Source organism: Serratia sp. Sp408 (assembly GCF_057180665.1).
The window spans coordinates 1475990-1496529 of sequence record NZ_JBXUFT010000001.1 but is presented as its reverse complement, the minus strand read 5'-3'; the positions used below and the strand labels follow the sequence as shown (position 1 = coordinate 1496529).

At 58.1% G+C, this 20540-nt stretch carries 22 protein-coding genes; 13 read left to right on the top strand and 9 right to left on the bottom strand.

Annotation, left to right across the window (positions count from 1 at the left end):
• The first annotated feature begins 30 nt into the window (after window positions 1-30).
• Window positions 31-813, top strand: coding sequence for an N-formylglutamate amidohydrolase (locus tag AC2AXP_RS07040; protein ID WP_004962733.1), 783 nt, complete (start codon window positions 31-33; stop codon window positions 811-813).
• A 73-nt stretch (window positions 814-886) separates the two neighbouring features.
• Window positions 887-1603, top strand: coding sequence for a flagellar brake protein (locus AC2AXP_RS07035; RefSeq protein WP_198773053.1), 717 nt, complete (start codon window positions 887-889; stop codon window positions 1601-1603).
• A gap of 40 nt (window positions 1604-1643) precedes the next feature.
• Here the strand turns inward: AC2AXP_RS07035 and AC2AXP_RS07030 are convergent, their stop codons facing one another.
• The 3 genes from AC2AXP_RS07030 to AC2AXP_RS07020 are packed head-to-tail and all read right to left on the bottom strand — an operon-like array spanning window position 1644 to window position 3454.
• On the bottom strand, window positions 1644-2483 hold the full coding sequence (locus tag AC2AXP_RS07030; protein ID WP_004962738.1) for a PfkB family carbohydrate kinase: 840 nt from the start codon (window positions 2481-2483) through the stop codon (window positions 1644-1646).
• Window positions 2484-2486: 3 nt separating this feature from the next.
• Complete coding sequence (locus AC2AXP_RS07025; RefSeq protein ID WP_088499699.1) at window positions 2487-3200, bottom strand: glutamine amidotransferase; 714 nt, start codon at window positions 3198-3200, stop codon at window positions 2487-2489.
• Window positions 3200-3454 carry a hypothetical protein gene (locus AC2AXP_RS07020; RefSeq protein ID WP_004962744.1) on the bottom strand — a complete coding sequence of 85 codons (255 nt, stop codon included), beginning with the start codon at window positions 3452-3454 and terminating at the stop codon, window positions 3200-3202. Before AC2AXP_RS07020 ends, AC2AXP_RS07025 begins: the two co-directional genes overlap by 1 nt.
• A 68-nt stretch (window positions 3455-3522) precedes the next feature.
• Between AC2AXP_RS07020 and AC2AXP_RS07015 the strand changes: the two genes are divergently transcribed.
• Window positions 3523-4824, top strand: coding sequence for an aminotransferase class I/II-fold pyridoxal phosphate-dependent enzyme (locus tag AC2AXP_RS07015; RefSeq protein WP_371901625.1), 1302 nt, complete (start codon window positions 3523-3525; stop codon window positions 4822-4824).
• 37 nt (window positions 4825-4861) lie between these two features.
• Here the strand turns inward: AC2AXP_RS07015 and pbpG are convergent, their stop codons facing one another.
• Both pbpG and AC2AXP_RS07005 read right to left on the bottom strand, forming a co-directional pair.
• Window positions 4862-5686 carry a D-alanyl-D-alanine endopeptidase gene (gene pbpG / locus AC2AXP_RS07010; protein ID WP_004962749.1) on the bottom strand — a complete coding sequence of 275 codons (825 nt, stop codon included), beginning with the start codon at window positions 5684-5686 and terminating at the stop codon, window positions 4862-4864.
• 174 nt (window positions 5687-5860) lie between these two features.
• A complete protein-coding gene (locus AC2AXP_RS07005; RefSeq protein ID WP_430299118.1) occupies window positions 5861-6790 on the bottom strand; it encodes a LysR family transcriptional regulator in 930 nt (309 codons plus the stop codon).
• 100 nt (window positions 6791-6890) lie between these two features.
• Here AC2AXP_RS07005 and AC2AXP_RS07000 point away from each other — a divergent pair, with 100 nt between their 5' ends.
• Together AC2AXP_RS07000 and AC2AXP_RS06995 are read left to right on the top strand one after the other, a co-directional pair.
• The gene (locus AC2AXP_RS07000; RefSeq protein ID WP_484381521.1) at window positions 6891-7460 is read left to right on the top strand and encodes a chromate transporter; all 570 of its coding nucleotides are present in this window, start codon (window positions 6891-6893) and stop codon (window positions 7458-7460) included.
• Window positions 7457-7978, top strand: a complete 522-nt coding sequence (locus tag AC2AXP_RS06995; RefSeq protein WP_039992090.1) for a chromate transporter — start codon at window positions 7457-7459, stop codon at window positions 7976-7978. The genes AC2AXP_RS07000 and AC2AXP_RS06995 overlap by 4 nt, the downstream gene beginning before the upstream one ends.
• 14 nt (window positions 7979-7992) lie before the next feature.
• On the opposite strand, the gene AC2AXP_RS06990 is transcribed toward AC2AXP_RS06995, so the two are convergent.
• Window positions 7993-9000, bottom strand: a complete 1008-nt coding sequence (locus AC2AXP_RS06990) for an alpha/beta fold hydrolase (protein ID WP_198773059.1) — start codon at window positions 8998-9000, stop codon at window positions 7993-7995.
• Between the two features lie 78 nt (window positions 9001-9078).
• The gene (locus AC2AXP_RS06985; protein WP_004962761.1) at window positions 9079-9981 is read right to left on the bottom strand and encodes a DMT family transporter; all 903 of its coding nucleotides are present in this window, start codon (window positions 9979-9981) and stop codon (window positions 9079-9081) included.
• 168 nt (window positions 9982-10149) lie between these two features.
• Here AC2AXP_RS06985 and AC2AXP_RS06980 point away from each other — a divergent pair, with 168 nt between their 5' ends.
• Window positions 10150-11022 carry a helix-turn-helix domain-containing protein gene (locus tag AC2AXP_RS06980; RefSeq protein ID WP_004962763.1) on the top strand — a complete coding sequence of 291 codons (873 nt, stop codon included), beginning with the start codon at window positions 10150-10152 and terminating at the stop codon, window positions 11020-11022.
• Window positions 11023-11024: 2 nt separating this feature from the next.
• On the opposite strand, the gene AC2AXP_RS06975 is transcribed toward AC2AXP_RS06980, so the two are convergent.
• A complete protein-coding gene (locus AC2AXP_RS06975; RefSeq protein ID WP_004962766.1) occupies window positions 11025-12239 on the bottom strand; it encodes a glycosyltransferase family protein in 1215 nt (404 codons plus the stop codon).
• On the bottom strand, window positions 12232-13059 hold the full coding sequence (locus AC2AXP_RS06970; protein ID WP_004962767.1) for a mannosyl-3-phosphoglycerate phosphatase-related protein: 828 nt from the start codon (window positions 13057-13059) through the stop codon (window positions 12232-12234). Before AC2AXP_RS06970 ends, AC2AXP_RS06975 begins: the two co-directional genes overlap by 8 nt.
• 491 nt (window positions 13060-13550) lie before the next feature.
• Here AC2AXP_RS06970 and AC2AXP_RS06965 point away from each other — a divergent pair, with 491 nt between their 5' ends.
• The 7 genes from AC2AXP_RS06965 to AC2AXP_RS06935 all read left to right on the top strand — a co-directional run bounded on the left by AC2AXP_RS06965 (window position 13551) and on the right by AC2AXP_RS06935 (window position 20524).
• Window positions 13551-14423 carry a MurR/RpiR family transcriptional regulator gene (locus AC2AXP_RS06965; RefSeq protein ID WP_088499698.1) on the top strand — a complete coding sequence of 291 codons (873 nt, stop codon included), beginning with the start codon at window positions 13551-13553 and terminating at the stop codon, window positions 14421-14423.
• 18 nt (window positions 14424-14441) lie between these two features.
• The gene (gene ddpX, locus AC2AXP_RS06960) at window positions 14442-15002 is read left to right on the top strand and encodes a D-alanyl-D-alanine dipeptidase (protein WP_004962776.1); all 561 of its coding nucleotides are present in this window, start codon (window positions 14442-14444) and stop codon (window positions 15000-15002) included.
• A gap of 49 nt (window positions 15003-15051) precedes the next feature.
• The gene (locus AC2AXP_RS06955; protein WP_004962778.1) at window positions 15052-16605 is read left to right on the top strand and encodes an ABC transporter substrate-binding protein; all 1554 of its coding nucleotides are present in this window, start codon (window positions 15052-15054) and stop codon (window positions 16603-16605) included.
• Between the two features lie 68 nt (window positions 16606-16673).
• A complete protein-coding gene (locus tag AC2AXP_RS06950; RefSeq protein ID WP_484381520.1) occupies window positions 16674-17690 on the top strand; it encodes an ABC transporter permease in 1017 nt (338 codons plus the stop codon).
• A 5-nt stretch (window positions 17691-17695) separates the two neighbouring features.
• Complete coding sequence (gene ddpC, locus AC2AXP_RS06945; protein ID WP_088499924.1) at window positions 17696-18583, top strand: D,D-dipeptide ABC transporter permease; 888 nt, start codon at window positions 17696-17698, stop codon at window positions 18581-18583.
• Window positions 18583-19587 carry an ABC transporter ATP-binding protein gene (locus AC2AXP_RS06940; protein WP_484381519.1) on the top strand — a complete coding sequence of 335 codons (1005 nt, stop codon included), beginning with the start codon at window positions 18583-18585 and terminating at the stop codon, window positions 19585-19587. Before ddpC ends, AC2AXP_RS06940 begins: the two co-directional genes overlap by 1 nt.
• A complete protein-coding gene (locus AC2AXP_RS06935) occupies window positions 19577-20524 on the top strand; it encodes an oligopeptide/dipeptide ABC transporter ATP-binding protein (RefSeq protein WP_198773176.1) in 948 nt (315 codons plus the stop codon). Before AC2AXP_RS06940 ends, AC2AXP_RS06935 begins: the two co-directional genes overlap by 11 nt.
• The last annotated feature ends 16 nt before the right edge of the window (window positions 20525-20540 follow it).

Below are 20540 nucleotides of genomic sequence, written 5' to 3'. Positions count from 1 at the left end.
CTTTATGTTTTGCCACCGTTGGAGATTTGCATGACACAACCGTGTTTTCCCAACATCTTGTCCGCCGATGAACCGCCACCGGCGGCCATCGTCAATCAACAGGGTACGTCGCCGTTTCTATTGCTGTGTGACCATGCCTGCAACTCGCTGCCGCATAGCCTGGGTGACCTGGGGCTGCCGCCCGGCGAAATCGAGCGCCATATTGGCTGGGACATTGGGGCTTTGGGGGTTTCAACCCATCTGAGCGCCGCGCTCGATGCCACACTGGTTCATCAACGTTATTCACGGCTGGTCATTGACTGCAACCGCTCGCCGGCGGTGGAGAGTTCGATTCCCCAGATTTCCGAGCTGACGCCGGTGCCGGGTAATATGCGTCTCGATCCGATGGCTAGCCTGGCGCGGCAGCAGGCGTTTTTCTTCCCCTATCATCAGGCGATTGAACAGGTTATCGAGAGTCGCCTGGCGCGCCAGCAACCGACGATTGTGATTGCCATGCACAGTTTTACGCCGGTGTATAAAGGCATCCCACGCAAATGGCAAATTGGCCTGCTGTATAATCGCCAGCCGGTGTTTGCCAAACTGTTGGCGGAGGTGCTGCACGACGAGGGCAACCTGCTGGTTGGGTTAAATGAGCCTTATGTCATGACCGATGAAACCGACTATACCTTGCCGGTACACGCCGAACAGCGGGGTTTACCCTATGTTGGCATTGAGATTCGCCAGGATCTGATCGGTGACGCTTACGGCCAGCAAGCATGGGCTGAACGGCTGGGTCGCCTGTTGCCAATTGCGTGCCAACGCCTGGGTATTTGACTTTAAGATTATTCCCAGTGATTATTGCCGTCAGGATATCGTTAACGCCAATGGAACAAGTCAGGAGAGACGAATGGAGCACACTGATAACGGATTGTTTATCAAGCAGGAGCGGTTTGAAGTGCTGGCGATATTGCGCGATATCTATAAACAACGGACCCCGTTGCGCGTCGCCAACCAGCAACAGTGCTTCCACAGCCAGATATTGAGCGTTGGCGCTGACAGCATCGTGTTTGATTGCGCCAATGACAGCCTGTGTGCGTCCGGTGAATATCGCGTAATCATCGAAAGCCAGGACGCAAAAATAGAATTCTTGCTCGACCAGGCGGAAATTACGCAGCATCAGCAGGCGCAGGCTATTTCCGCACGCTTACCCAAAGAGTTGGTTTATATCCAACGACGCCGACAATTCCGCATTACCACGCCTTATTGGCGCCAGTTCCTGTGTAGCGGCAGCTACCCCGATGGTTCACCGTTTCAATTACGCATTCACGATCTGTCCGCTGGGGGCGTTGGGCTGCGGCTGGACGGTCCGGTGCCGCCATGCCTTGAATCCGGCTTCGTGTTCAGTAAGGTGCAGCTGGATTTGGGCGATTACGGCAACTTCAAGGTGAATCTGGAGCTGATCGCCGCCAGTGATGAAAACGTTGAATGTGAGGAGACGGGGGACCTAAAGCACTTTACCCGTCTGTCTTGCCGCTTTGTGGGCATCAGCGTTCTCACCGCGCGCAAGATCCACAGCGCGGTGATCGCCTTTGAGCTGGATTTCAACAAAAAGAAAAAGCGCTGAGGCGCAAGGGCGCCGTTTTAACGCCCGGCTCTGCCTGTCATTACTGCAGCGCGCGCAGGCTGCCGATTTCCTCCCAGCCGTTGAGCGCCGCATCGGTCAGCACTTTGCAGACCTCGGCGCTGGCTGACAACACTGCGGAGCTTATATTCTCGCCGGCCAACAGGTGACTGGTCAATAACGCAGTGAACAGATCGCCGGTGCCTTTGACGCTGGCATTGATCTTGGGGTGGGTAAAACTGCGGGTTTCCTGTGGCGTGACCAGCAGCAAACCCACTTGGCGATCGTGTTGTGCAATGCCCGGCGCGCTGGTCACCAATACCCAGCGGGTATGCTGGTTCAGCAAACCCTGCGCGGCAGCGACGGCGTGTTCGCGGCTGTGCAGCGGCTGACCGCACAGCTGTTCCAGTTCAAAACCGTTGGGTGTAATGCCGTTAGCCAAATGCAGGAACGGCGAGCGATAACAGTCTACCAGTGGTTTATCGACATACACCCCTTCACCATAATCGCCCATCACCGGGTCGATAATCAGCATGATAGCCGGATTAAGTTCGCGGACACGCAGCAGCCAGTTTTCCAGCGCCTGGCACTGCATGGCGCTACCCAAATAGCCGACGATCACCGCTCTGGCGCGTTGAGCGACGCCGCGAGCAAGCAAATCGTCCAGAAAGCCGCTGAACCAATCGATGGGGATCGCACCGCCGCTCGGTGCACCGTAATAAGGTGGGCAACCGAAGAGCACGCTGGGCACCTGCAACGCCTCCAGACCTTTTTTCAACAAGGCGCGATAGGCAATCCCGTTGCCGACGCTGCCATAGATCACCTGCGACTGAATGGTGATGACATCAATCAGCGGCGGACGCAGTTTGGAGACGTGTTGCATGCGTTATTTCCTTTTTTCTATGATATCCAACCAACGGGTAAATACCTGTTGGGCGCGCCGTTCGAGTTCGACACCGTATTGTGTGGCCTGATCGCGAATATGCTGCGGCGCGATACCGGCAAGATCCAGTTCACAGGCGTGGCCGATCAGCCAGCGCTCCAGATCGTGGCGGTCTGCTTCCAGATGGAATTGTAAACCAAGCGCGAAATCCTGATAGCTGAATGCCTGGTGGCGACACGCCGCGGTGCTTGCCAGGCATTGCGCCCCCTCAGGGATCATAAACATATCGCCGTGCCAATGCAGCACCGGCGTGTCAGCCAGCGGTGCCAGCAGGTTATCTTCGCCGCTGGCCAGCGACAGTGGGGCATAGCCAATTTCTTTAATACCCAACGACACCACCTCTGCGCCCAGCGCCTTGGCCATGACCTGAGCGCCAAGGCATACGCCCAGCGTCGGCCGCCGTTGTTGCAAACGTTGGCTGGCCAGCGTCAGTTCATGATTAAGAAAATCATGATCGTGCTGGCCGGCAAAGTGGCTGGCGCCGCTAACGGGCCCGCCGAGGATCACCAGCAGATCGGTGGTTTCATTGTCGATGGCCTGCAGATTGTCGCGCCCGGCGTCGTAATAGTCGATCTGATACCCACGCAGCGAAAGCAGATTGCCAAGGATACCGAGATTTTCAAAATGGACATGGCGAATAGCAACGGCTTTTTTCATCAGGGTTGTACCTTACTGGTGGCAACACAGGGTTGCAGGATTAATGATTCGCCAAGCAGAGTGATACCCTGATTACCGCTTTGATACAGCATCCGGCGTTCCTTAACCTGATTGATCTGAACCTGATAGCCTTGCTCTGCGGGGAATAGCGCGCAGGCCTGTTGTAACTGACTGGCGGCCCACGGCGTCATCAGGTGTAACTGGGCGAACGCCTTTCCGGCGTGCTGAATATCGAGAACGAAATGTTTTTCCATTGATGCCCCTTACCCTCATGATCGGAAACTGCTATCCTGATTTGAACTAATACAAAAAGGTGTTATGTATGAGCTTATTGTATGCAAAAGGCAGCAACGCTGTCCAGATAGCCGAGCAGATTGCCGGGTACATCAAATCCGGGGCGTTGCAAGCGGGGGATTTGCTGCCGCCGGTACGCCAACTGGCGCAACAGCTGGGCGTAAACCCCAATACCGTCGCCAGCGGCTATGGCAAACTGCGTGATGCCGGGCTGGTAGCCACCCGCGGACGTGCCGGAACGGTGGTGCTGGAACAGCCGTTGCAGGCAGTGCGTCAGGCGATGGCGGTGCCGCCGGGCATGCAGGATCTGGCCAGCGGCAATCTGGACCCCGCCTTGCTGCCGACGCTGACGCTGTCAACGCAAGAGGTTTTCCCACAGCGGCAGGGATATGACATGCAGGGGGACTCTCCGGCGTTGCTGCAAATAGCCGGGGAATGGATTGAACGGCAAGGAATGAAGGCCGACGATTTGGCGGTGTTTTCCGGCGCGCTGGATGCAATCGAAAAAGCGTTGCGCTGTCATGCTCCACCCGGTGCGTCGGTATGGATCGAGGATCCGTGTTGGCCACCGTTACTGACGCTGTTGCGTCATCTGCGTTTGAAACCCTTGCCACTGCCGCTCGACGAACAGGGCTGTTGCCTGCCGGGATCCGCAGCGGAACGCGGTTGCGCGGTGATCTTGACGCCGCGGGCGCAAAATCCCACCGGCATTGCATTCAGTGCGGCACGAGCCGCCGAATGGCGGGCGTTTCTGGCGCGGCAACCGGATTGCCTGGCGATCGTCGACGACTTCTGGGGCCCATTGTCGCAACAGCCGCTCCACCTGCCGTTTGACGGCCAGGACGGACTGTATATTCACTCGGTGAGCAAGTATCTCGGCCCGGATCTGCGCATTGCGCTGGCCTGTGGCAATGTGACGCTGTTGCAGGCGATGCGTGCCGATCAGTACATTCGCGAGCGTTGGGTGAGTCATATCTTGCAGCAAATCGCCGCCAAATTGTGGCGGCAGGTGCAGGTGCAGGGCGTACTGGCGCGCGCTCAGGGTGAATACCAACGGCGGCGCGACCGGCTGACGTCCCTGTTGCAGCAACGCTGTGGCCTACGCCTGCCGCAGGGAGAAGGGCTGCACCTGTGGCTGCCGGTGCGTTCCGAGGCTATCGCCAGCCAGATCATGGCACAGCGTGGCTGGCTGGTACAAAGCGGCGAGCCGTTCCGCTTGAAAAGCAGCCCGGCTATCCGCGTTAGCCTGGCTAACGTGACAGAGCAGCAACTGGATACGCTGGCGCAGGATCTGTGCGCTGCCGTCAATGCCCAGGCTCAGGTCAATTGAGCGCGGCCGCCATCCCTGCGCTGCGTGAGCGGTTGGCTCAAGATGCCAGCCACTGTTTCAGACGAATGGCGTCACTATAGTGACCGTAGCGCTGTTGCGAACCGAGCAGGATCATGATCACCGGCTGGCCTTTGATCACCGTTCTCATTATCAGACAATGGCCGGCTTCATTGGTAAAGCCGGTTTTTTGCAACTGGATTTTCCAGCTTGGGTTATTGATCAAACCGTTGGAACTGCGGTAAACCAACTGCCCGCGGCCGGGACGTACGATCTGCTGTTTGTCGGTGCTGAAGTGTCGAATGCTCTGATAGCGGTAGGCATTGTTGACCATTTTCAGCAGATCGCGCGCGGTCGAAACATTGCGTGGTGTTAAACCGGTCGGATCGTAAAAGCGGGTGTGCGCCATGCCGAGGGCGCGGGCTTTCTGATTCATCTTGGCGACAAACGCCCTGCGGCCACCGGGGTAATAACGGCTCAGCGCCGCGGCGGCGCGGTTTTCCGACGACATCAGGGCGATATGCAGCATATCACGGCGGCTGAGCGTGGAACCCACCGTTAGCCGCGAATGGGTGTTCTTCAATAAATCGCGGTCTGCGGCGGTGACTTTCACTCGGTTGCCCATCGGGCGTTTGTTGTCCAGCACCACCATTGCGGTCATCAGTTTGCTTAACGAGGCGATCGGCATACGACGGTTGGCCTGCTTCTGGTATAGCGTTTTGCCATTGTTGGCATTAACCACCAAAACGGCACGTGAATGCAGTGCCTGTGGGGCAGAGGCGTGGGCAGCGCCAATCAGCCACAGCTGGCTGAAGAGGGCGAAGAGAACCAATGGGCGACGAAAAAGGGCGTTCAACAATGACATGGCAACCGTAATATCAACTGTAAGTGGTTAAAAACTATCGCCAAGAGTCTGAACAGCAAATGTGGAGAAAATACGGCGGCCATGGCAGATTCTGTGTCAAATCATGTCTGTCGCCAGCCAGTGGCGGAGTGGCCTGCGTCACTGGCTGGCTTTGCACTGCCGCTCCCGGTGGTCCTACTGCGCTGCCAGCCGCTGCTCCTCGTCGAGCGCCTCGGTAACCAGATCGCGGAAACGGCTGACGATCGGTGATTGCTGGTTATGGCGCAGCGCAAGATACAGCGGGGCGCAAAGTTCATCTGCGTCGCTGATGGCGCGATATACGATGCCATCGCCGCCCAGACGCCGCATCGACGCCGGCACAATCGACAATCCAAGCCCGGCGGCCACCAGGCTGAGGGTAGCCGGTAGGCGCGGGGCTTCCTGTACGATATGCGGGCTGAATCCGGCGCGATGGCAGGCGGCGAGGATCGCATCATACAAACCCTGGCCTGCCGGGCGTCGATAGAGAATAAACGCTTCATTGGCCAGCGCCGTCAACGGCAACGGCGAGGGATCAGCTAGCGCCAGAGGGTGCCCGGGCGGTAATGCCACCAGCATGTTTTCCTGCAGCACCGGCTCAATACTCAGGCCGGGAATATCGCGCAGCGGTGAACGTACGAATGCGGCATCAAGCCGCTGGTCAATCAGCGCATCCATCAATTCGCCACTGCCCGCTTCCTCCAGTACGGTAGCAATGCCCGGCAAAATTTCCCGATAGCGGCGCAGCAGATTGGGGACAAACGGGTGCAGCGCCGCCGAACTGGTGAAGCCGACGGCGATATGCCCCTGCTCGCCACGCGCCGCGCGGCGTACCGCCTCGCTGAGTTTTTCCGCCCGCGCCAGCAGCGTCCGGGCTTCATCGAACAGCACATTACCGGCTTCGGTGGGGCGCACGCCGCGCGGCAAACGCTGCAATAGCTGCACGCCCAGTTGTTGCTCCAAACCTTGCAATAACCGGGTCAGTGGCGGCTGCTGGATAAACAGTCGCTCTGCGGCGCGGGTAATATTGCCTTCCTCAATCACGGTAACAAACGCTTTCAGCCGGCGCAGTTCGATCATATTCATACTCACAGGGTATCGTTATAGTGTTTGAAATGCATTAGACATCATGTCATGTGCGCGCGCATCATACCAGTCAGCAAAAAATAGCGATGTGAGAATGACAATGTCCCAATCAAACCTGTTAAAAAACAGTCAGCTAACTGCAGCACCGAGCAATCTTGAACTTTTCTACGGATTTTTAACCCTTGGGCTGATCGGCTTTGGCGGCGTCTTGCCGCTGGCGCACCGGATGCTGGTAGACGATCGCCGCTGGCTGAGCGGTGAGCAGTTCACTGAAGTACTGGGACTGTGTCAGTTTTTGCCTGGCGGTAACGTCATTAATCTCTCGGTGGCGGTCGGTATGGAGTTTCGCGGCCTGCGTGGCGCCTGCTGTGCGCTGTTGGGGCTGATTTGCGCTCCCACTGCGATAGTGGTTGGGCTGGGAGTGGTTTATAGCCGCTTTCAGCATAATGCCGAGGTACAACACGTGTTCGCCGGGCTGGCGGCGGCGGCTGCCGGTCTGTTGTTGTCTACCGCGCTGAAAATGCTGATACCGCTGCGCGGGCGCTGGCTGGCATTGGCGGTGGTGGCGCTTTGTCTGATGGCCATTGCCTGGCTGAGATTGCCGCTGTTGCCGACCATGCTGGTAGTGGCGCCGCTCAGCATCCTGTTGGCGTGGAGAAAATGGCTATGATTCCACTATTGATTTCTTTGGCGTTGCTCTTTACCGAGCTCTCGCTGATGGCGTTCGGCGGCGGTTTTACCATCTTGCCGGAAATGCAGCGTCAGGTGGTCGAAGTGCATCAGTGGATGGATGCGCAGGAGTTTAACACCCTGTTTGCCATGGCGCAGGCCGCGCCTGGGCCCAATATGATGATTGTACCGCTGATCGGCTGGCACGTTGCCGGCTGGGCCGGTCTGCTGGTGTCGTCGATTGCCAAGTTCGGCCCGTCGTCGATCGTCACGCTGCTGGTGATGGGGGTTTGGAAACGCTTTAAGGATCGACCATGGCGGCGCAACGTACAGGCTGGGCTGGTGCCGGTGACCGTCGGACTGGTGGCAGCCAGCGGCGTATTGATTGCCGAGTCGTCCGCCACTGATTGGCACCTGGCGCTGCTGATCGTTATCGCCACCGCCGCCGGCATCAACAAACGCATTCATCCGTTGTGGGTGCTGGCCGGCGGGGCGGTGTTAGGCTTGCTGTTCGCCTGAACCAGGCGCTTTTGTCAGCGGGCGCTCAGCGCCTTCAGCAGTGCCTGGTTGAATTTCTCCGGTTCTTCCATCTGCGGCGCGTGCCCCATGCCGGGGAACTCGACCAGGGTGGCATGTGGAATGAGCTGCGCTACCTGTTTGCCCAGCACGTTGTAATGGCCGAGCTGCGCCTTGACCTCCGGTGGTGCGATATCGCTGCCGATGGCAGTGGTATCGGCGGTGCCAATCATCAGCGTGGTCGGCGTCTGCAGGTTCTTGAATTCATAATAGACCGGTTGGGTAAAGATCATGTCGTAGATCAGCGCCGAGTTCCACGCCACCCGCTGTTTGCCCGGACCGTTGTTCAGACCGGCGAGCATATCCACCCAGCGATCGTACTGCGGCTTCCAGCGGCCAACGTAGTAGGTTTTCAATTCGTACTGCTTGATGCCTTCGGCCGAGGTTTTCAGTTCACGCTGGTACCACTGGTCAATGCTACGCCACGGCACGCCTTTGGCTTTCCAGTCTTCCAGCCCAATCGGATTGATCATCACCAGTCGCTGGGTGGCTTGCGGGTACATCAGTGCGTAACGGGTCGCCAGCATGCCGCCCGTTGAATGACCAATCACCGTCACCTTGTCGATTTTCAGTTTTTCCAGTAGCGCGTGGGTATTTTGCGCCAGTTGCTGGAAGCTGTACTGATAATACGCAGGCTTGGTGGAGGTGCAAAAACCGATCTGATCCGGCGCGATCACCCGGTAGCCAGCACGGCTTAGCCCCTTGATGGTGTCTTCCCAGGTTGCGCCGCAGAAATTCTTGCCGTGCATCAGTACTACCGTCTGACCGTTCGCTTCCCCGCTGGGGGCCACGTCCATATAACCCATGCTCAACGATTGGTTTTGCGAACTGAAGGTGAATTTTTGCAACGGATAAGGGTAGTGGAAGCCTTCCAGCTCCTGACCGTATTTTGCGGCGTCATCGGCGGCGGCGCCAAAGGAAATCAACGCGCCCAACAGCAGGGCGCAACGGGAAATTCTCAGCATTCTGAAGTCCTTATAAAAAAGCCAACGAGACCCTGAGTATAATGCCTCACGGCGGATTGTCTGCCGGTATAGGGCTTATCAGGCATTTTTTCGCCGCAATAGCGCAAAGTGGCGCGGTTTTGAAAACATCACCAGGTTACCCAGCAGGATCAGACACAGTCCAAACACCGCGTTCGGACGCCATTGATAACCTTCGTACAGGGTGGAAATGGTCAATGCCACCAGTGGGAACAACAGGGTGCTGTAGGCCGCGGCACCGGAGCCGATACGACCCAGCAGGCTGAAATAGGCGGCGAAGGCGATTACCGAGCCAAAGATGGCCAGATAGAATAACGAAGCCAGGTAGCGGATATCCCAGCTAATCTGTAGCGATGATCCTTGTGCGACGGCGACCGCGCCCATCAATAGCGCACCGTAAGTCATGGCATACGTATTGGTTGACAGTATATCCAGACCGCGCCGTTGGTGCCGGCTGCTGATCATATTGCCCAGCGAAAATCCGTAGGTGCCCAACGCGCTCAGACCGATGCCCTTCAGCAGTTCCGGCGCCATTTGATTGGCCGCCAGATCGTGCCAGAACAGGGCAATGATGCCGGTCAGACCCAGCAGTGCGGCAGGCAGCAGCGTCGCACTGGGGCGTTGGCGAAAGAAGATCATGCTGTTGAGTGCGTTGAACAGCACCGCCATGGAAAAGATCACCGACGCCAAGCCGCTGCTGATGTAGCCGGCGGCCTGATAGAAGCAGTAAAAGTTGAAGCCGAATACACAACACCCCTGCAGCAGGCAAAACAGGTGGTCGCGTACGCTGATGCTACGCAGCCGGCGCAGCAGCAACAGCGCTGCCCACATCGTCAACGCGGCCAGCAGGAAACGGTAGCTGATGGATAGCGCAATGGCGACCGATCCCTCCTGCTGAAGGGTAATGGCAATCCAGGTGGTGCCCCAGATCAGCACCACGGCAAGGTAAAGCAACGCGTTCATGTTTCACACTCCAGGATAAAGAGTGCTGATTATCCACCGTGCCCGGGGCCGCGGCTTTCAACGGGTTGCGCCACTTGCATATTCTTGCGCATTTTTGGCTCCGTCGACTGGTGCGCCTGAGCGGCAGCCTTTAAACTGACACGGTTTTCACTGCGTGCGGGGCTGATTATGTCGAAATACCAGGCGTTTGAAACGCTAAGGCAACACAAGGCCCGGCTGCATCAGCATCTGCTGCTGGGGTCAGGGGTAGAACTGGCGGCCTGGTCGAATTGCGACGATCGCATCACGCAGGAGAGCGCCGATCACCATACGTTGAGCCTGTACGTGGCCGACGGTTATGAATGCTACCAAAAAGTGCCCGGCGGTTGGCGCAATGGCGGCGGGCCGGACCGCTTCTGTATTATGCCGCGCCAGTATGAATCGACCTGGGACGTGCGCAGCGATCTGTCATTCGTGCATCTCTATTGCACCGATCGTCATCTGCGCCAACTGGTTGAACAAACCTGGGATCGCAGCCCGTCCTCAATCAACGTCGAACAAAAAGCCTTTGGCGAAGATGCGCAAATTACGCTGCTGTACCGCCAGTTTCTGCTCAATGTGGATTGGCAGGACCGAGCCAATCATCTGGCGTTGAGTAGCGCCAGCAGCATGCTGATGGCGCATGTGATCCAGCATTACACCCACCTGCAATGGCGGTTGCCCACGGTGCGCGGCGGGTTGGCGCCGGCGGTGCTCAAGCGGGTGACCGATTTTATCGCCAGCCATCTGGAGCAACCGTTGCTGTTAATCGATCTGGCGGCGCTGGCGGGCTTGAGCGAATTCCATTTCGCCCGGATGTTCAAGCACGATACCGGTCTGGCTCCGCATCAATATGTGATGCGGGCGCGGCTGCAGCAGGCAGAAAAGCTGCTGCGTCACAGCCCGTTGCCGTTAACACAGATCGCGCTGGAATGCGGCTTCAGCTCCGCCAGTCATTTCAGCAACCGCTTCAAGCAGGCCTACGGCCATACGCCGCAATCGCTGCGCCGAGCACGCGATTAGCGTTACGCATTATCCTCTTCCACCGCCGCGTACAGCCGCTGCAGAATATCAGGAAACGCCGATTGTACCCGGTTCCAGCTCGGGACAAACGGTTTGTTCTCGCCGGGATTCTCGGTAAATGCCTGACCGGCATGGGAAATGACGTTCGAAAACAACTCGACCGCCGACTCTTCGCTATGGCGGTCGAAGGTAAGTCCGTTCATTTTGGCATCGTGTTCAAAGGCGTCGATCATATCCAGTGCGGTGCGGTAATAGGTGGCGCGCAGCACGCGGAATGAATCTGCAGTTACGTTGACGCCTTGAATGGCCAATTTGCGATACAGCGCTTTGGTGATATCCGCCGCCATGCGTTGCAGACCGCCGCTCGGATCGTTTTCCGACACGGGTTGATGCTTATGGTCATAATTGTCGGCGATATCCACCTGACAGATGCGGTTGGTCGCAGTATTACGGTGTATTTCCGACAGTACGCCGATCTCCAGCCCCCAGTCGCTGGGAATACGCAGATTATTGAGGATATGACTACGCATGGCGAATTCGCCGGAAAGCGGGTAGCGATAGCTGCGTAGATAATCGAGGAAATCGGAGTTGCCATACACTTTTTGCAATGACTTCAACAGCGGGAAGACCAGCAAGCGACCGACCCGGCCATTCAGTCTGCCATTGGCGACGCGCGCATAATAGCCTTTGCAGAAGTCGTAGTGAAAATGGGGATTGGCTACCGGATACAGCAGGCGAGCCAGCATCTGACGATCGTAAGTGACGATGTCACAATCATGCAACGCTATGCAACTGCTGCGACGCGACGCCAGCGTATAGCCGACGCAGAACCAGACGTTACGGCCTTTACCCGGTTCGCTGGGGGCCAGCCCCTCGCTGCCCAGCTGTTTGGCGATGGCCTGCAAGCGCGGGCCATCGTTCCACAGAATACGGTGTCGTTGCGGCAGGCGTGAAAAGAACGATTTGGCATGTTCGAACTGCTGGCGGTCGGCGCGATCCAGGCCGATGACGATTTCCTCCAGGTAGGGCACCTGCGCCAGCGTGTTGATAATGTTGTCCAGCGCCGGTCCTTCCAGTTCCGAATAAAGCGAAGGCAATATCAATCCCATGGTATTGCGGCCGGAAAACACCTGCAGCTCATACTCCAGCTCCGCCAAATCGCGGCGAGTGAGATTATGGAAATTGGTAATGATGCCATCCTGATAAAAGTCACTCATGTTCAGTTCTCCCGTCTTCACTGCCCATCAGAAAATGATCCAATCCTTCACGCCAACCTGCCGGTCCCGGCTGGCGCGTGCGGTATAGCTGGCCGGGAAAATCTCCGGGTAGCGCCAGCGGCCTGGTCTGCTGACCACGGATCAGCACCGCGTAATCGGTAGCGTGCAATAAGGAAATGTCGTTTGGCCCATCGCCGAGACTGAGCGTGGTGAAAGGTTGGCACTGTTGCCGTTGGTAGTATTTGGTCAGCCAGCGAGCGGCATTGCCTTTGCTGACCTCGCGGCCCATCACGTGGTAAAAGCGACCGCCGCGCGTCAAGGTCAGACCGCGCAGCGCCAGCAGCGTCTGGAAAGTCTCCAGCTGCTGGTCGCTGCCAGACCAGCGGATCGGTTCGGAGCCGGCGCGCTGGCGCGCCAGATGCGCTTCCGACAAGGTCAGTCCGGTCCACTCGGCCACCGTCGCGTCGTCGACGTCGGCAAAGCCGCTGAAGGCAAAGCCGGTTTGCTGGCGCAGTTGATCCAGCGCCGCCAGCAGGCTGGGGTAATCCGCGCCGAACAGTTGGGTATCCTGTTGCCAGAAGGCAGGAAACACGATTTGCGCACCGTTTTCGGCAATGAACGGCAGTGCGCTCAAGCCGAGTTGCTGTTGCAGTTGCTGCACCTCTGCCGCCGTTTTGCTGGTGGCGACGATCAGCGGCACCTTGGCCTGCGCCAGTCGATCCAACCACGGCTTGGCGGCATCCCAACGGTAGCTGTGATGATCCAGCAGCGATCCGTCCAGGTCGGTAAAAATAAGCAGGTCGGCAAGTGATTTACGCATTTCATCTCCATTCTATTGCGAGGTGGTCGCGAATAAATAGGCGGATTACTTTGTGGTGACGTCAGGCAGGGGGCAAAACCGCGGGTAAACGTAACGCAAGAACGAAGATGATATGGTGCCTCCTTACCCTGATATTTGTGAATGACGTCACAATTAACCCTAACGGCTAATCCACAAATGCGCAAGTTAGCCACGTTGGCAGGCTGTGACAGCACGCCAGGCGAATAACGTGATCGGTTGCCCAATTATGCAGTTGCGCGCCGTTACGGTGCAGGTTGCCCCTCGCATTGTTCGATTGTTGTGCAATAGTTATCAATTAATGGCAATTGTGTTAACTCCTGATTCCGCCGCCGTGCGCCCGGTACACCGTTTGGCGCGTTAATTCCTTACGCACTTGGTTATTGGCATAGGCCGTGCATGGTGTACATCACGGTCTGTTAGACAACTAACAGTCAGTCGTTACCTGACAACCAGACAACAGCGGGCGGACTCTGATGAAACACCCGGACGTAATGGCACAGATCGAAGCGTCATTTGCGCTGCAAACCCCGACCGGCAAGCGCATTGCCGGTTATTTGCTGGCGAATCTGGCGCAAATACCGTTTGAAACCGCCGACAGTATTGCGCGCAGCACAGCCACCAGCGGTATTTCGGTGGGGCGCTATTTGCGCAGTCTGGGCTACCGCAATCTTGACGATTTGAAACGCACGCTACGCGAACAGAGCAGCGCATTGCCGCAGCCGTGGGGCGTAACCGACCGGCTGGGAGCCTATCGCCAGCGTAGGGCCTTGCCCGAGCAGCAAAAGTTGCGCCAGGCATTGACGCTTGAGCTTGAGGCGATCGAATACGTCTATCAGTTGGCGGGCAGCGAGGTCTTTGCCAGCGTCAGCCGCCAACTGGCACAGGCGGAGGCGGTATTTGTGGTTGGTATTCAATCGACGCGGGGCATTGCCAACGCGTTTTATAGCCACCTGGAGTATCTGCGGCCACGGGTCTATTACGCCGATGGCCAATCCGGTACCTACGTCGAATCGCTGAACTCGGCGTTTTCTGCACCCTACCTGGTGCTGACCGATACCCGAGCCTATTCGACCATGGCGCAAAAATACTGTCAGGCGGCCAGCGCCCGCGGACTACGACTGGCCCTGATTACCGACATCTACTGCCCGTGGGCACGAGATTATCCGGTGGATTTACTGCAGGTGAAAACCGATACCGGCCAGTTCTGGGATTCGCTGGCGCCGCTGGACTGCCTGTTCAATCTGTTGCTGTCGGCGGTGGTCGAGCTTGGCGGGAGCGCGGTAGAGCAACGTTTGGCGCAAAACCGCCGGTTGCAGAAAGAGTTGGGGCAATTTGAATCTTAACCGAGATGGAAGGCTTAAATGAGTGACAATGTAACTTTAATCGATCTGGCGCATCAGTTTCCGAGTTTGAACATCGACCTCAGGTACGCCAGCGCCGACAACCTGACCGGCAAACCGATTTATCGCCAGGCACGCTGCCTGCTGCACCCGGCAGCGGTGCCTGGCCTGGAACGCAGTATCAACGTTGCGCGTCTGGCCGGTTTTACCCTGCAGGTACTGGATGCCTATCGACCGCAGCAGGCGCAGGCGCTGCTGTGGCAAGCATGCCCAGACACGCGTTACGTCACCGATACCCACACCGGTTCGCACCACAGCCGTGGCGTGGCACTAGACGTCACCCTGCTGGATCACGCCGGCCTCGCGCTGGATATGGGCACCGCGTTTGATGAAATGAACCCGCGTTCCCATCCGTTTTATCCCGATCTGCCGCCGCAGCTGCAGCGTAACCGATTGCTGCTGAATGCGGTGATGGCCGCCGGGGGATTTATCGGTATCGCCAGCGAGTGGTGGCACTTTGAACTGCCCAACGCCATGGCATTTCCGTTGCTCAATGACCGCTTCGCCTGTTACGGCGATTGACGGTTTTTATCATTAAAACAACGATATATCAATTCATCAGGAGCGTTTTATGAACACCATCAATTACGCCGCTCTGGCTACCGGCATTATGCTGAGCCTGACGACGCTCGGTACGGTACAGGCGGCAGTGCCCAAAGACATGCTGGCGATCGGCAAGGCGGCGGATCCACAAACGCTTGACCCGGCGGTCACCATCGACAACAACGACTGGACGGTAACCTATCCGGCCTATCAACGACTGGTGCAGTACAAAACCGAGAACGGCAAAGGGTCGACACAGGTCGAAGGGGAGCTGGCGGCCAGTTGGAGCGCCTCGGACGATCGGCGTGAATGGACCTTCAAACTGAAACCCGGCAACCGATTTGATGACGGCAGCGAAGTCACCGCCGACGCGGTGAAGTGGTCGTTTGAGCGGCTGATGAGCATCGGCCAGGGCCCCTCAGAAGCTTTTCCCAAGGATATGCAGGTGACGGCAGTGGATCCGCTGACGGTCAAGTTTACGCTGAAAACGCCGTTCGCGCCGTTCCTCTACACGCTGGCCAATGACGGTGCCGGCATCGTCAATCCGGCAATCGCCAAGGCCAACCCGGCAGATCAAGGCAAGGCCTGGTTGGCAAACCATACCGCCGGTTCCGGCGCATATCGCCTCGATCGCTGGCAGAAAGGTCAGCAACTGATCCTGGTGCCGAACCCGCATTACGCCGGCCCGAAACCGGCCTTTAAACGGGTGGCGGTAAAAATCATCGGCGAGAGCGCGACCCGCCGCCTGCAACTGACGCGTGGCGACCTGGACATTGCCGAATCGCTGCCGATCGACCAGTTGGCGGCATTAAAAAGCGAAAATCGAGTGACGGTGGCCGATTATCCTTCGCTGCGCGTGACTTATCTGTATCTGAATAACGGCAAGGCACCGCTCAACCAGGTGGACTTGCGACGGGCGATTTCCTATGCGGTGGATTACCAGGGCATGGTGAAGGGCATTCTCGGCGGCAACGGCAAACAGATGCGCGGCCCGATCCCGGAAGGCATGTGGGGGTATGACGCCAATGCGCAGCAATATTCGCTGGATGTCGACAAGGCTAAAACGCTGCTGAGTCATCTGCCGGAAAAACCGGCGTCGCTCAGTTTGCTGTATTCGGTCAATGACCCGAACTGGGAGGCGATCGCACTGTCGGTGCAGGCCAATCTGGCGGCGATTGGTTTAAACGTCAAACTGGAAAAGCTGGCGAACGCCACCATGCGCGATCGCATTGGCCAGGGGAATTACGACATCGCCATCGGCAACTGGAGCCCGGATTTTGCCGATCCGTACATGTTTATGAATTACTGGTTCGAGTCGGACAAGAAGGGGCTGCCGGGCAACCGCGCGTTCTACAGCAATCCGCAGGTTGACGCCCTGTTGCGCAAGGCGGTGTCGGTATCCGATCAGACCGTTCGTACCGGCGATTATCAGGCTGCGCAGAAAATCGTCATCGACCAGGCGGCATACGTTTACCTGTTCCAGAAGAACTATCAGGTAGCGCTTAACAAGCAGGTCCAGGGATTCGTCTTCAATCCGATGCTGGAGCAGGTCTTCAACGTGGCCACCATGAGCAAGCAGTAATGCGCGTCGAGTGAATAGCAGGGCCGGGACTCCCGGCCCTGGCCTGTGAAAGCCGGAGGAGAATGAGCATGAACGTTTGGAGCCTTATCCGACAGCGCTGCTGGGGACTGGTGCTGGTGATGTTTGGCGTTTGCGTGATCACGTTTGTCATTTCGCACCTGATCCCCGGCGATCCGGCACGCTTGCTGGCCGGAGACCGCGCCAGCGACGAAATCGTACGGCATATACGTCAGCAATTGGGGCTGGATCGGCCGCTATATATCCAGTTTGGCCGCTATCTGTGGGATTTGCTGCACGGCGATCTGGGTAGCTCAATCCGTACCGGGCGGCCGGTACTGGATGATTTACGTACCTTTTTCCCCGCCACGCTGGAACTGGCGTTCTGTGCTTTGCTGCTGGCGATAGTGGTTGGCGTACCGCTTGGCGTGCTGTCGGCGGTGTATCGCAACAAATGGCCGGATCATCTGGTGCGACTGCTGTCGGTAACCGGGATTTCGACCCCGGCGTTCTGGCTGGGGTTAGGGGTGATCGTGGTGTTTTACGGCCAGCTTAACCTGCTGCCCGGTGGCGGTCGACTGGATGACTGGCTGGAGCCGCCGCGGCATATCAGCGGATTTTATCTGCTTGATTCGCTGCTGACCGGCAATAGCGAGGTTTTCTGGAACAGCCTGCAACATCTGATCCTGCCGGCGGTCACACTGGCGTTTGTCCACCTTGGCGTGGTCGCACGGCAGATCCGTTCGGCGATGCTGGAACAATTGGGTGAAGACTATATCCGTACCGCGCGTGCCAATGGTCTGTCGCGCTGGCGGGTGATCCTGTGCCACGCGTTGCCCAATGCGCTGATCCCGTCGGTGACGGTGCTGGGGTTGGCGTTGGGCGATTTGCTGTACGGCGCGGTATTGACCGAAACGGTGTTCTCCTGGCCGGGCATGGGCGCCTACGTGGTCGATTCTATCCAGGCGTTGGACTTTCCGGCGGTAATGGGCTTTGCCGTAGTGGTGTCGTTCGCCTATGTGGTGGTGAATTTAATCGTCGATCTACTGTATTTGTGGATCGACCCGAGAATGGGGCGCGAGGAATAATGACCATGACTCAATTTGGGCAGCCAATGACTGCCGATGCCACACCTCGCTTTGTCGGCCTGCGGCGAGGCTGGTACCGGGTGCGGCGCAGTCCGTTGACGTTGCTCGGCGCAGCGATCATGTTGACGGTGATGCTGCTGATGGTGTTTTCACCCTGGATGACGCCGTATGATCCGGATGCGGTCAACCTGACCGCACGGCTGCTGCCGCCGTCGGGCCAGCATTGGTTCGGTACCGACGAGGTCGGCCGCGATTTATTCAGTCGCGTGCTGGTTGGCAGTCAGCAGTCGGTGGCGGCCGGACTGGCGGTGGTGGTGCTGGCGGGCAGCATTGGTTCGCTACTGGGCTGTTTTTCCGGTGTAATCGGTGGCCGCGTCGATGCCTTGATCATGCGTGGGATGGATATCATGCTGTCGGTGCCGTCGCTGGTACTGACCATGGCGCTGGCGGCAGCGCTGGGGCCGAGCCTGTTCAACGCCATGCTGGCAATCGCGATAGTCAGAATTCCTTTCTACGTGCGGCTGGCACGTGGCCAGACGCTGACCCTGCGTCACCAGGCCTATATGCAGGCAGCACGCACCTTTGGTGCCTCGCGCTGGCATCTGATCGGCTGGCATGTGCTGCGTAACGCACTGCCGCCGCTGGTGGTGCAGGCCTCACTGGATATCGGCACCGCGATCCTGATGGCCGCCACGCTGGGCTTTATTGGCCTCGGCGCACAACAACCCACGGCGGAATGGGGGGCCATGGTCGCCAACGGCCGCAACTTCGTGCTTGATCAATGGTGGTATTGCGCCTTTCCCGGTACGGCAATCCTGATTACCGCTACCGGTTTCAATCTGTTCGGCGACGGTCTGCGTGACCTGCTGGATCCTAAATCTCGGGGGCGTTGATGAACGAAACCACGGTATTAACCATCGACCAGTTACAACTGGAATTTCCGGTGTACGGCGGCAGCGTCAATGCCTTGAACCGCGTGTCATTAACGGTCAATGCCGGTGAAATCGTTGGCGTGGTCGGCGAGTCAGGTTCGGGCAAGTCGGTCACGGCGATGATGATTATGCGGCTGCTGGCAGATGAAAGTTACCACGTCACTGGTGGCCGACTCAGCGTGCTTGGCACCGATGTGCTGAACGCCAGCGAGCGTGAAATGCGTCGGTTGCGCGGGGCTCGAGTGTCGATGATCTTCCAGGAACCCATGAGCGCGCTGAACCCGACACGCACCATTGGCCGGCAAATGTGCGAAGTTATCCGTTTGCACCAACGCCTGTCGGCAGATCAAGCTCGACATAAGGCGCTGGCGCTGCTGGCTGAAATGCAGATTGCCGATGCCGAGCGGGTCATGGCGCGTTATCCGTTTGAACTTTCTGGTGGGATGCGGCAACGGGTTTTAATCGCCATGGCGTTCTCCTGCGAACCGCAGCTGATTATCGCCGACGAACCGACCACCGCATTGGACGTTACCGTGCAGCGTCAGGTTTTACGGCTATTGCAGCAGAAAGCGCGTGCCAGCGGCACCGCAGTGTTGTTTATCACTCATGATATGGCGGTGGTTTCGCAGCTGTGTGACCGGGTGTATGTGATGTACGCCGGTCATGTGATTGAAAGCGGCGCTACCGATGCGGTGATTAATCATCCCGGACATCCTTATTCCATCGGCCTGCTGCTGGCGGCGCCGGAACTCGGCCAGCCGCGCAACCTGTTGCAGGCGATCCCCGGAACGGTGCCGAACCTCAGCGCCTTACCGCCAGGTTGCGCCTTCAGCAACCGCTGTGCCTATGCCAGCGCGCAATGCCACCAACCACCGCGTCTGGCTCCGTTGCCCGGCAAACCGGGTCAGCAGGCGGCCTGCTGGCATCCGCAAAACGTCAATCTGGAGGTTCATGATGAACGCTGAGGCCTTGTTGCAACTGCGTGATATTCGCCTGCGTTTTCCGGCAGCCTATAACTGGCGTGGTAAACCCACCGAATTCGTCCATGCGCTGAACGGCCTCGATCTGCAGATCGTGCGTGGCGAAACGCTGGGCATCGTCGGTGAGTCTGGCTGTGGCAAGAGCACCCTGGCACAGCTGCTGATGGGGCTGCTGAAACCCAGCAGCGGCGAGTTGCACCGCCAGCAGGCCACCGGCGCGCCGTCGGCTGGCGGTATGCAGATGGTATTTCAGGATCCGCAGTCATCGCTCGATCCGCGACTGCCGGTATGGCGCATTATTACCGAGCCGGTGTATGTGCAGCACCGCACCGCTGTCGCCCAGCGCCGTGCGCTGGCGGCGGATCTGGCGCAGCAGGTAGGCATTCGGCCGGAATATCTCGACCGGTTGCCCCATGAATTTTCCGGCGGCCAGCGTCAGCGCATCTCGATTGCTCGCGCACTGTCGTCACAGCCTGATGTACTGGTTCTGGATGAACCGACTTCGGCATTGGATATCTCGGTACAGGCGCAAATCCTCAATCTGCTGGTCGAACTGCAACGTCGGCGCAATTTGACCTACGTGCTGATCTCGCACAACGTATCGGTAATACAGCACATGAGCGATCGGGTGGCGGTGATGTACCTGGGGCAGATTGTCGAACTGGGGGCGGCCGAAAAGGTATTGCAGCAGCCACGGCATCCCTACACCCGGCTGTTGCTGGATTCGGTGCCGCGCGCCGGACGTGCTCTGGCCGACAGCGCCATCGAAGACCGCAAGGGGGAATTACCGGGCAATCGATGCCTGCCGTCGGGCTGTTATTTTCGCGAACGTTGCCCGTTCGCCGGGGACGGCTGTGAGCAGGCGCAGGTGCTGCAAATGCATCAGGCTGGCTCGGCGGTTCGCTGCCATAAGGCAGTCTGACCGCCGCTCGGCAGTG

Bases quoted from the DNA above. Each gene is read 5' to 3' on its own strand.
- AC2AXP_RS06980 (WP_004962763.1), top strand. From the start codon at position 10,150: ATGTCGAAATACCAGGCGTTTGAAACGCTAAGGCAACACAAGGCCCGG.
- AC2AXP_RS07015 (WP_371901625.1), top strand. From the start codon at position 3,523: ATGAGCTTATTGTATGCAAAAGGCAGCAACGCTGTCCAGATAGCCGAG.
- AC2AXP_RS07000 (WP_484381521.1), top strand. From the start codon at position 6,891: ATGTCCCAATCAAACCTGTTAAAAAACAGTCAGCTAACTGCAGCACCG.
- AC2AXP_RS06995 (WP_039992090.1), top strand. From the start codon at position 7,457: ATGATTCCACTATTGATTTCTTTGGCGTTGCTCTTTACCGAGCTCTCG.
- AC2AXP_RS06975 (WP_004962766.1), bottom strand. From the start codon at position 12,239: ATGAGTGACTTTTATCAGGATGGCATCATTACCAATTTCCATAATCTC.
- AC2AXP_RS07025 (WP_088499699.1), bottom strand. From the start codon at position 3,200: ATGAAAAAAGCCGTTGCTATTCGCCATGTCCATTTTGAAAATCTCGGT.
- AC2AXP_RS06955 (WP_004962778.1), top strand. From the start codon at position 15,052: ATGAACACCATCAATTACGCCGCTCTGGCTACCGGCATTATGCTGAGC.
- AC2AXP_RS07005 (WP_430299118.1), bottom strand. From the start codon at position 6,790: ATGAATATGATCGAACTGCGCCGGCTGAAAGCGTTTGTTACCGTGATT.
- ddpC (WP_088499924.1), top strand. From the start codon at position 17,696: ATGACTCAATTTGGGCAGCCAATGACTGCCGATGCCACACCTCGCTTT.
- AC2AXP_RS06950 (WP_484381520.1), top strand. From the start codon at position 16,674: ATGAACGTTTGGAGCCTTATCCGACAGCGCTGCTGGGGACTGGTGCTG.
- AC2AXP_RS06990 (WP_198773059.1), bottom strand. From the start codon at position 9,000: ATGCTGAGAATTTCCCGTTGCGCCCTGCTGTTGGGCGCGTTGATTTCC.
- AC2AXP_RS07020 (WP_004962744.1), bottom strand. From the start codon at position 3,454: ATGGAAAAACATTTCGTTCTCGATATTCAGCACGCCGGAAAGGCGTTC.
- AC2AXP_RS06970 (WP_004962767.1), bottom strand. From the start codon at position 13,059: ATGCGTAAATCACTTGCCGACCTGCTTATTTTTACCGACCTGGACGGA.
- AC2AXP_RS07030 (WP_004962738.1), bottom strand. From the start codon at position 2,483: ATGCAACACGTCTCCAAACTGCGTCCGCCGCTGATTGATGTCATCACC.
- ddpX (WP_004962776.1), top strand. From the start codon at position 14,442: ATGAGTGACAATGTAACTTTAATCGATCTGGCGCATCAGTTTCCGAGT.
- pbpG (WP_004962749.1), bottom strand. From the start codon at position 5,686: ATGTCATTGTTGAACGCCCTTTTTCGTCGCCCATTGGTTCTCTTCGCC.
- AC2AXP_RS06940 (WP_484381519.1), top strand. From the start codon at position 18,583: ATGAACGAAACCACGGTATTAACCATCGACCAGTTACAACTGGAATTT.
- AC2AXP_RS07040 (WP_004962733.1), top strand. From the start codon at position 31: ATGACACAACCGTGTTTTCCCAACATCTTGTCCGCCGATGAACCGCCA.
- AC2AXP_RS06985 (WP_004962761.1), bottom strand. From the start codon at position 9,981: ATGAACGCGTTGCTTTACCTTGCCGTGGTGCTGATCTGGGGCACCACC.
- AC2AXP_RS06935 (WP_198773176.1), top strand. From the start codon at position 19,577: ATGAACGCTGAGGCCTTGTTGCAACTGCGTGATATTCGCCTGCGTTTT.
- AC2AXP_RS07035 (WP_198773053.1), top strand. From the start codon at position 887: ATGGAGCACACTGATAACGGATTGTTTATCAAGCAGGAGCGGTTTGAA.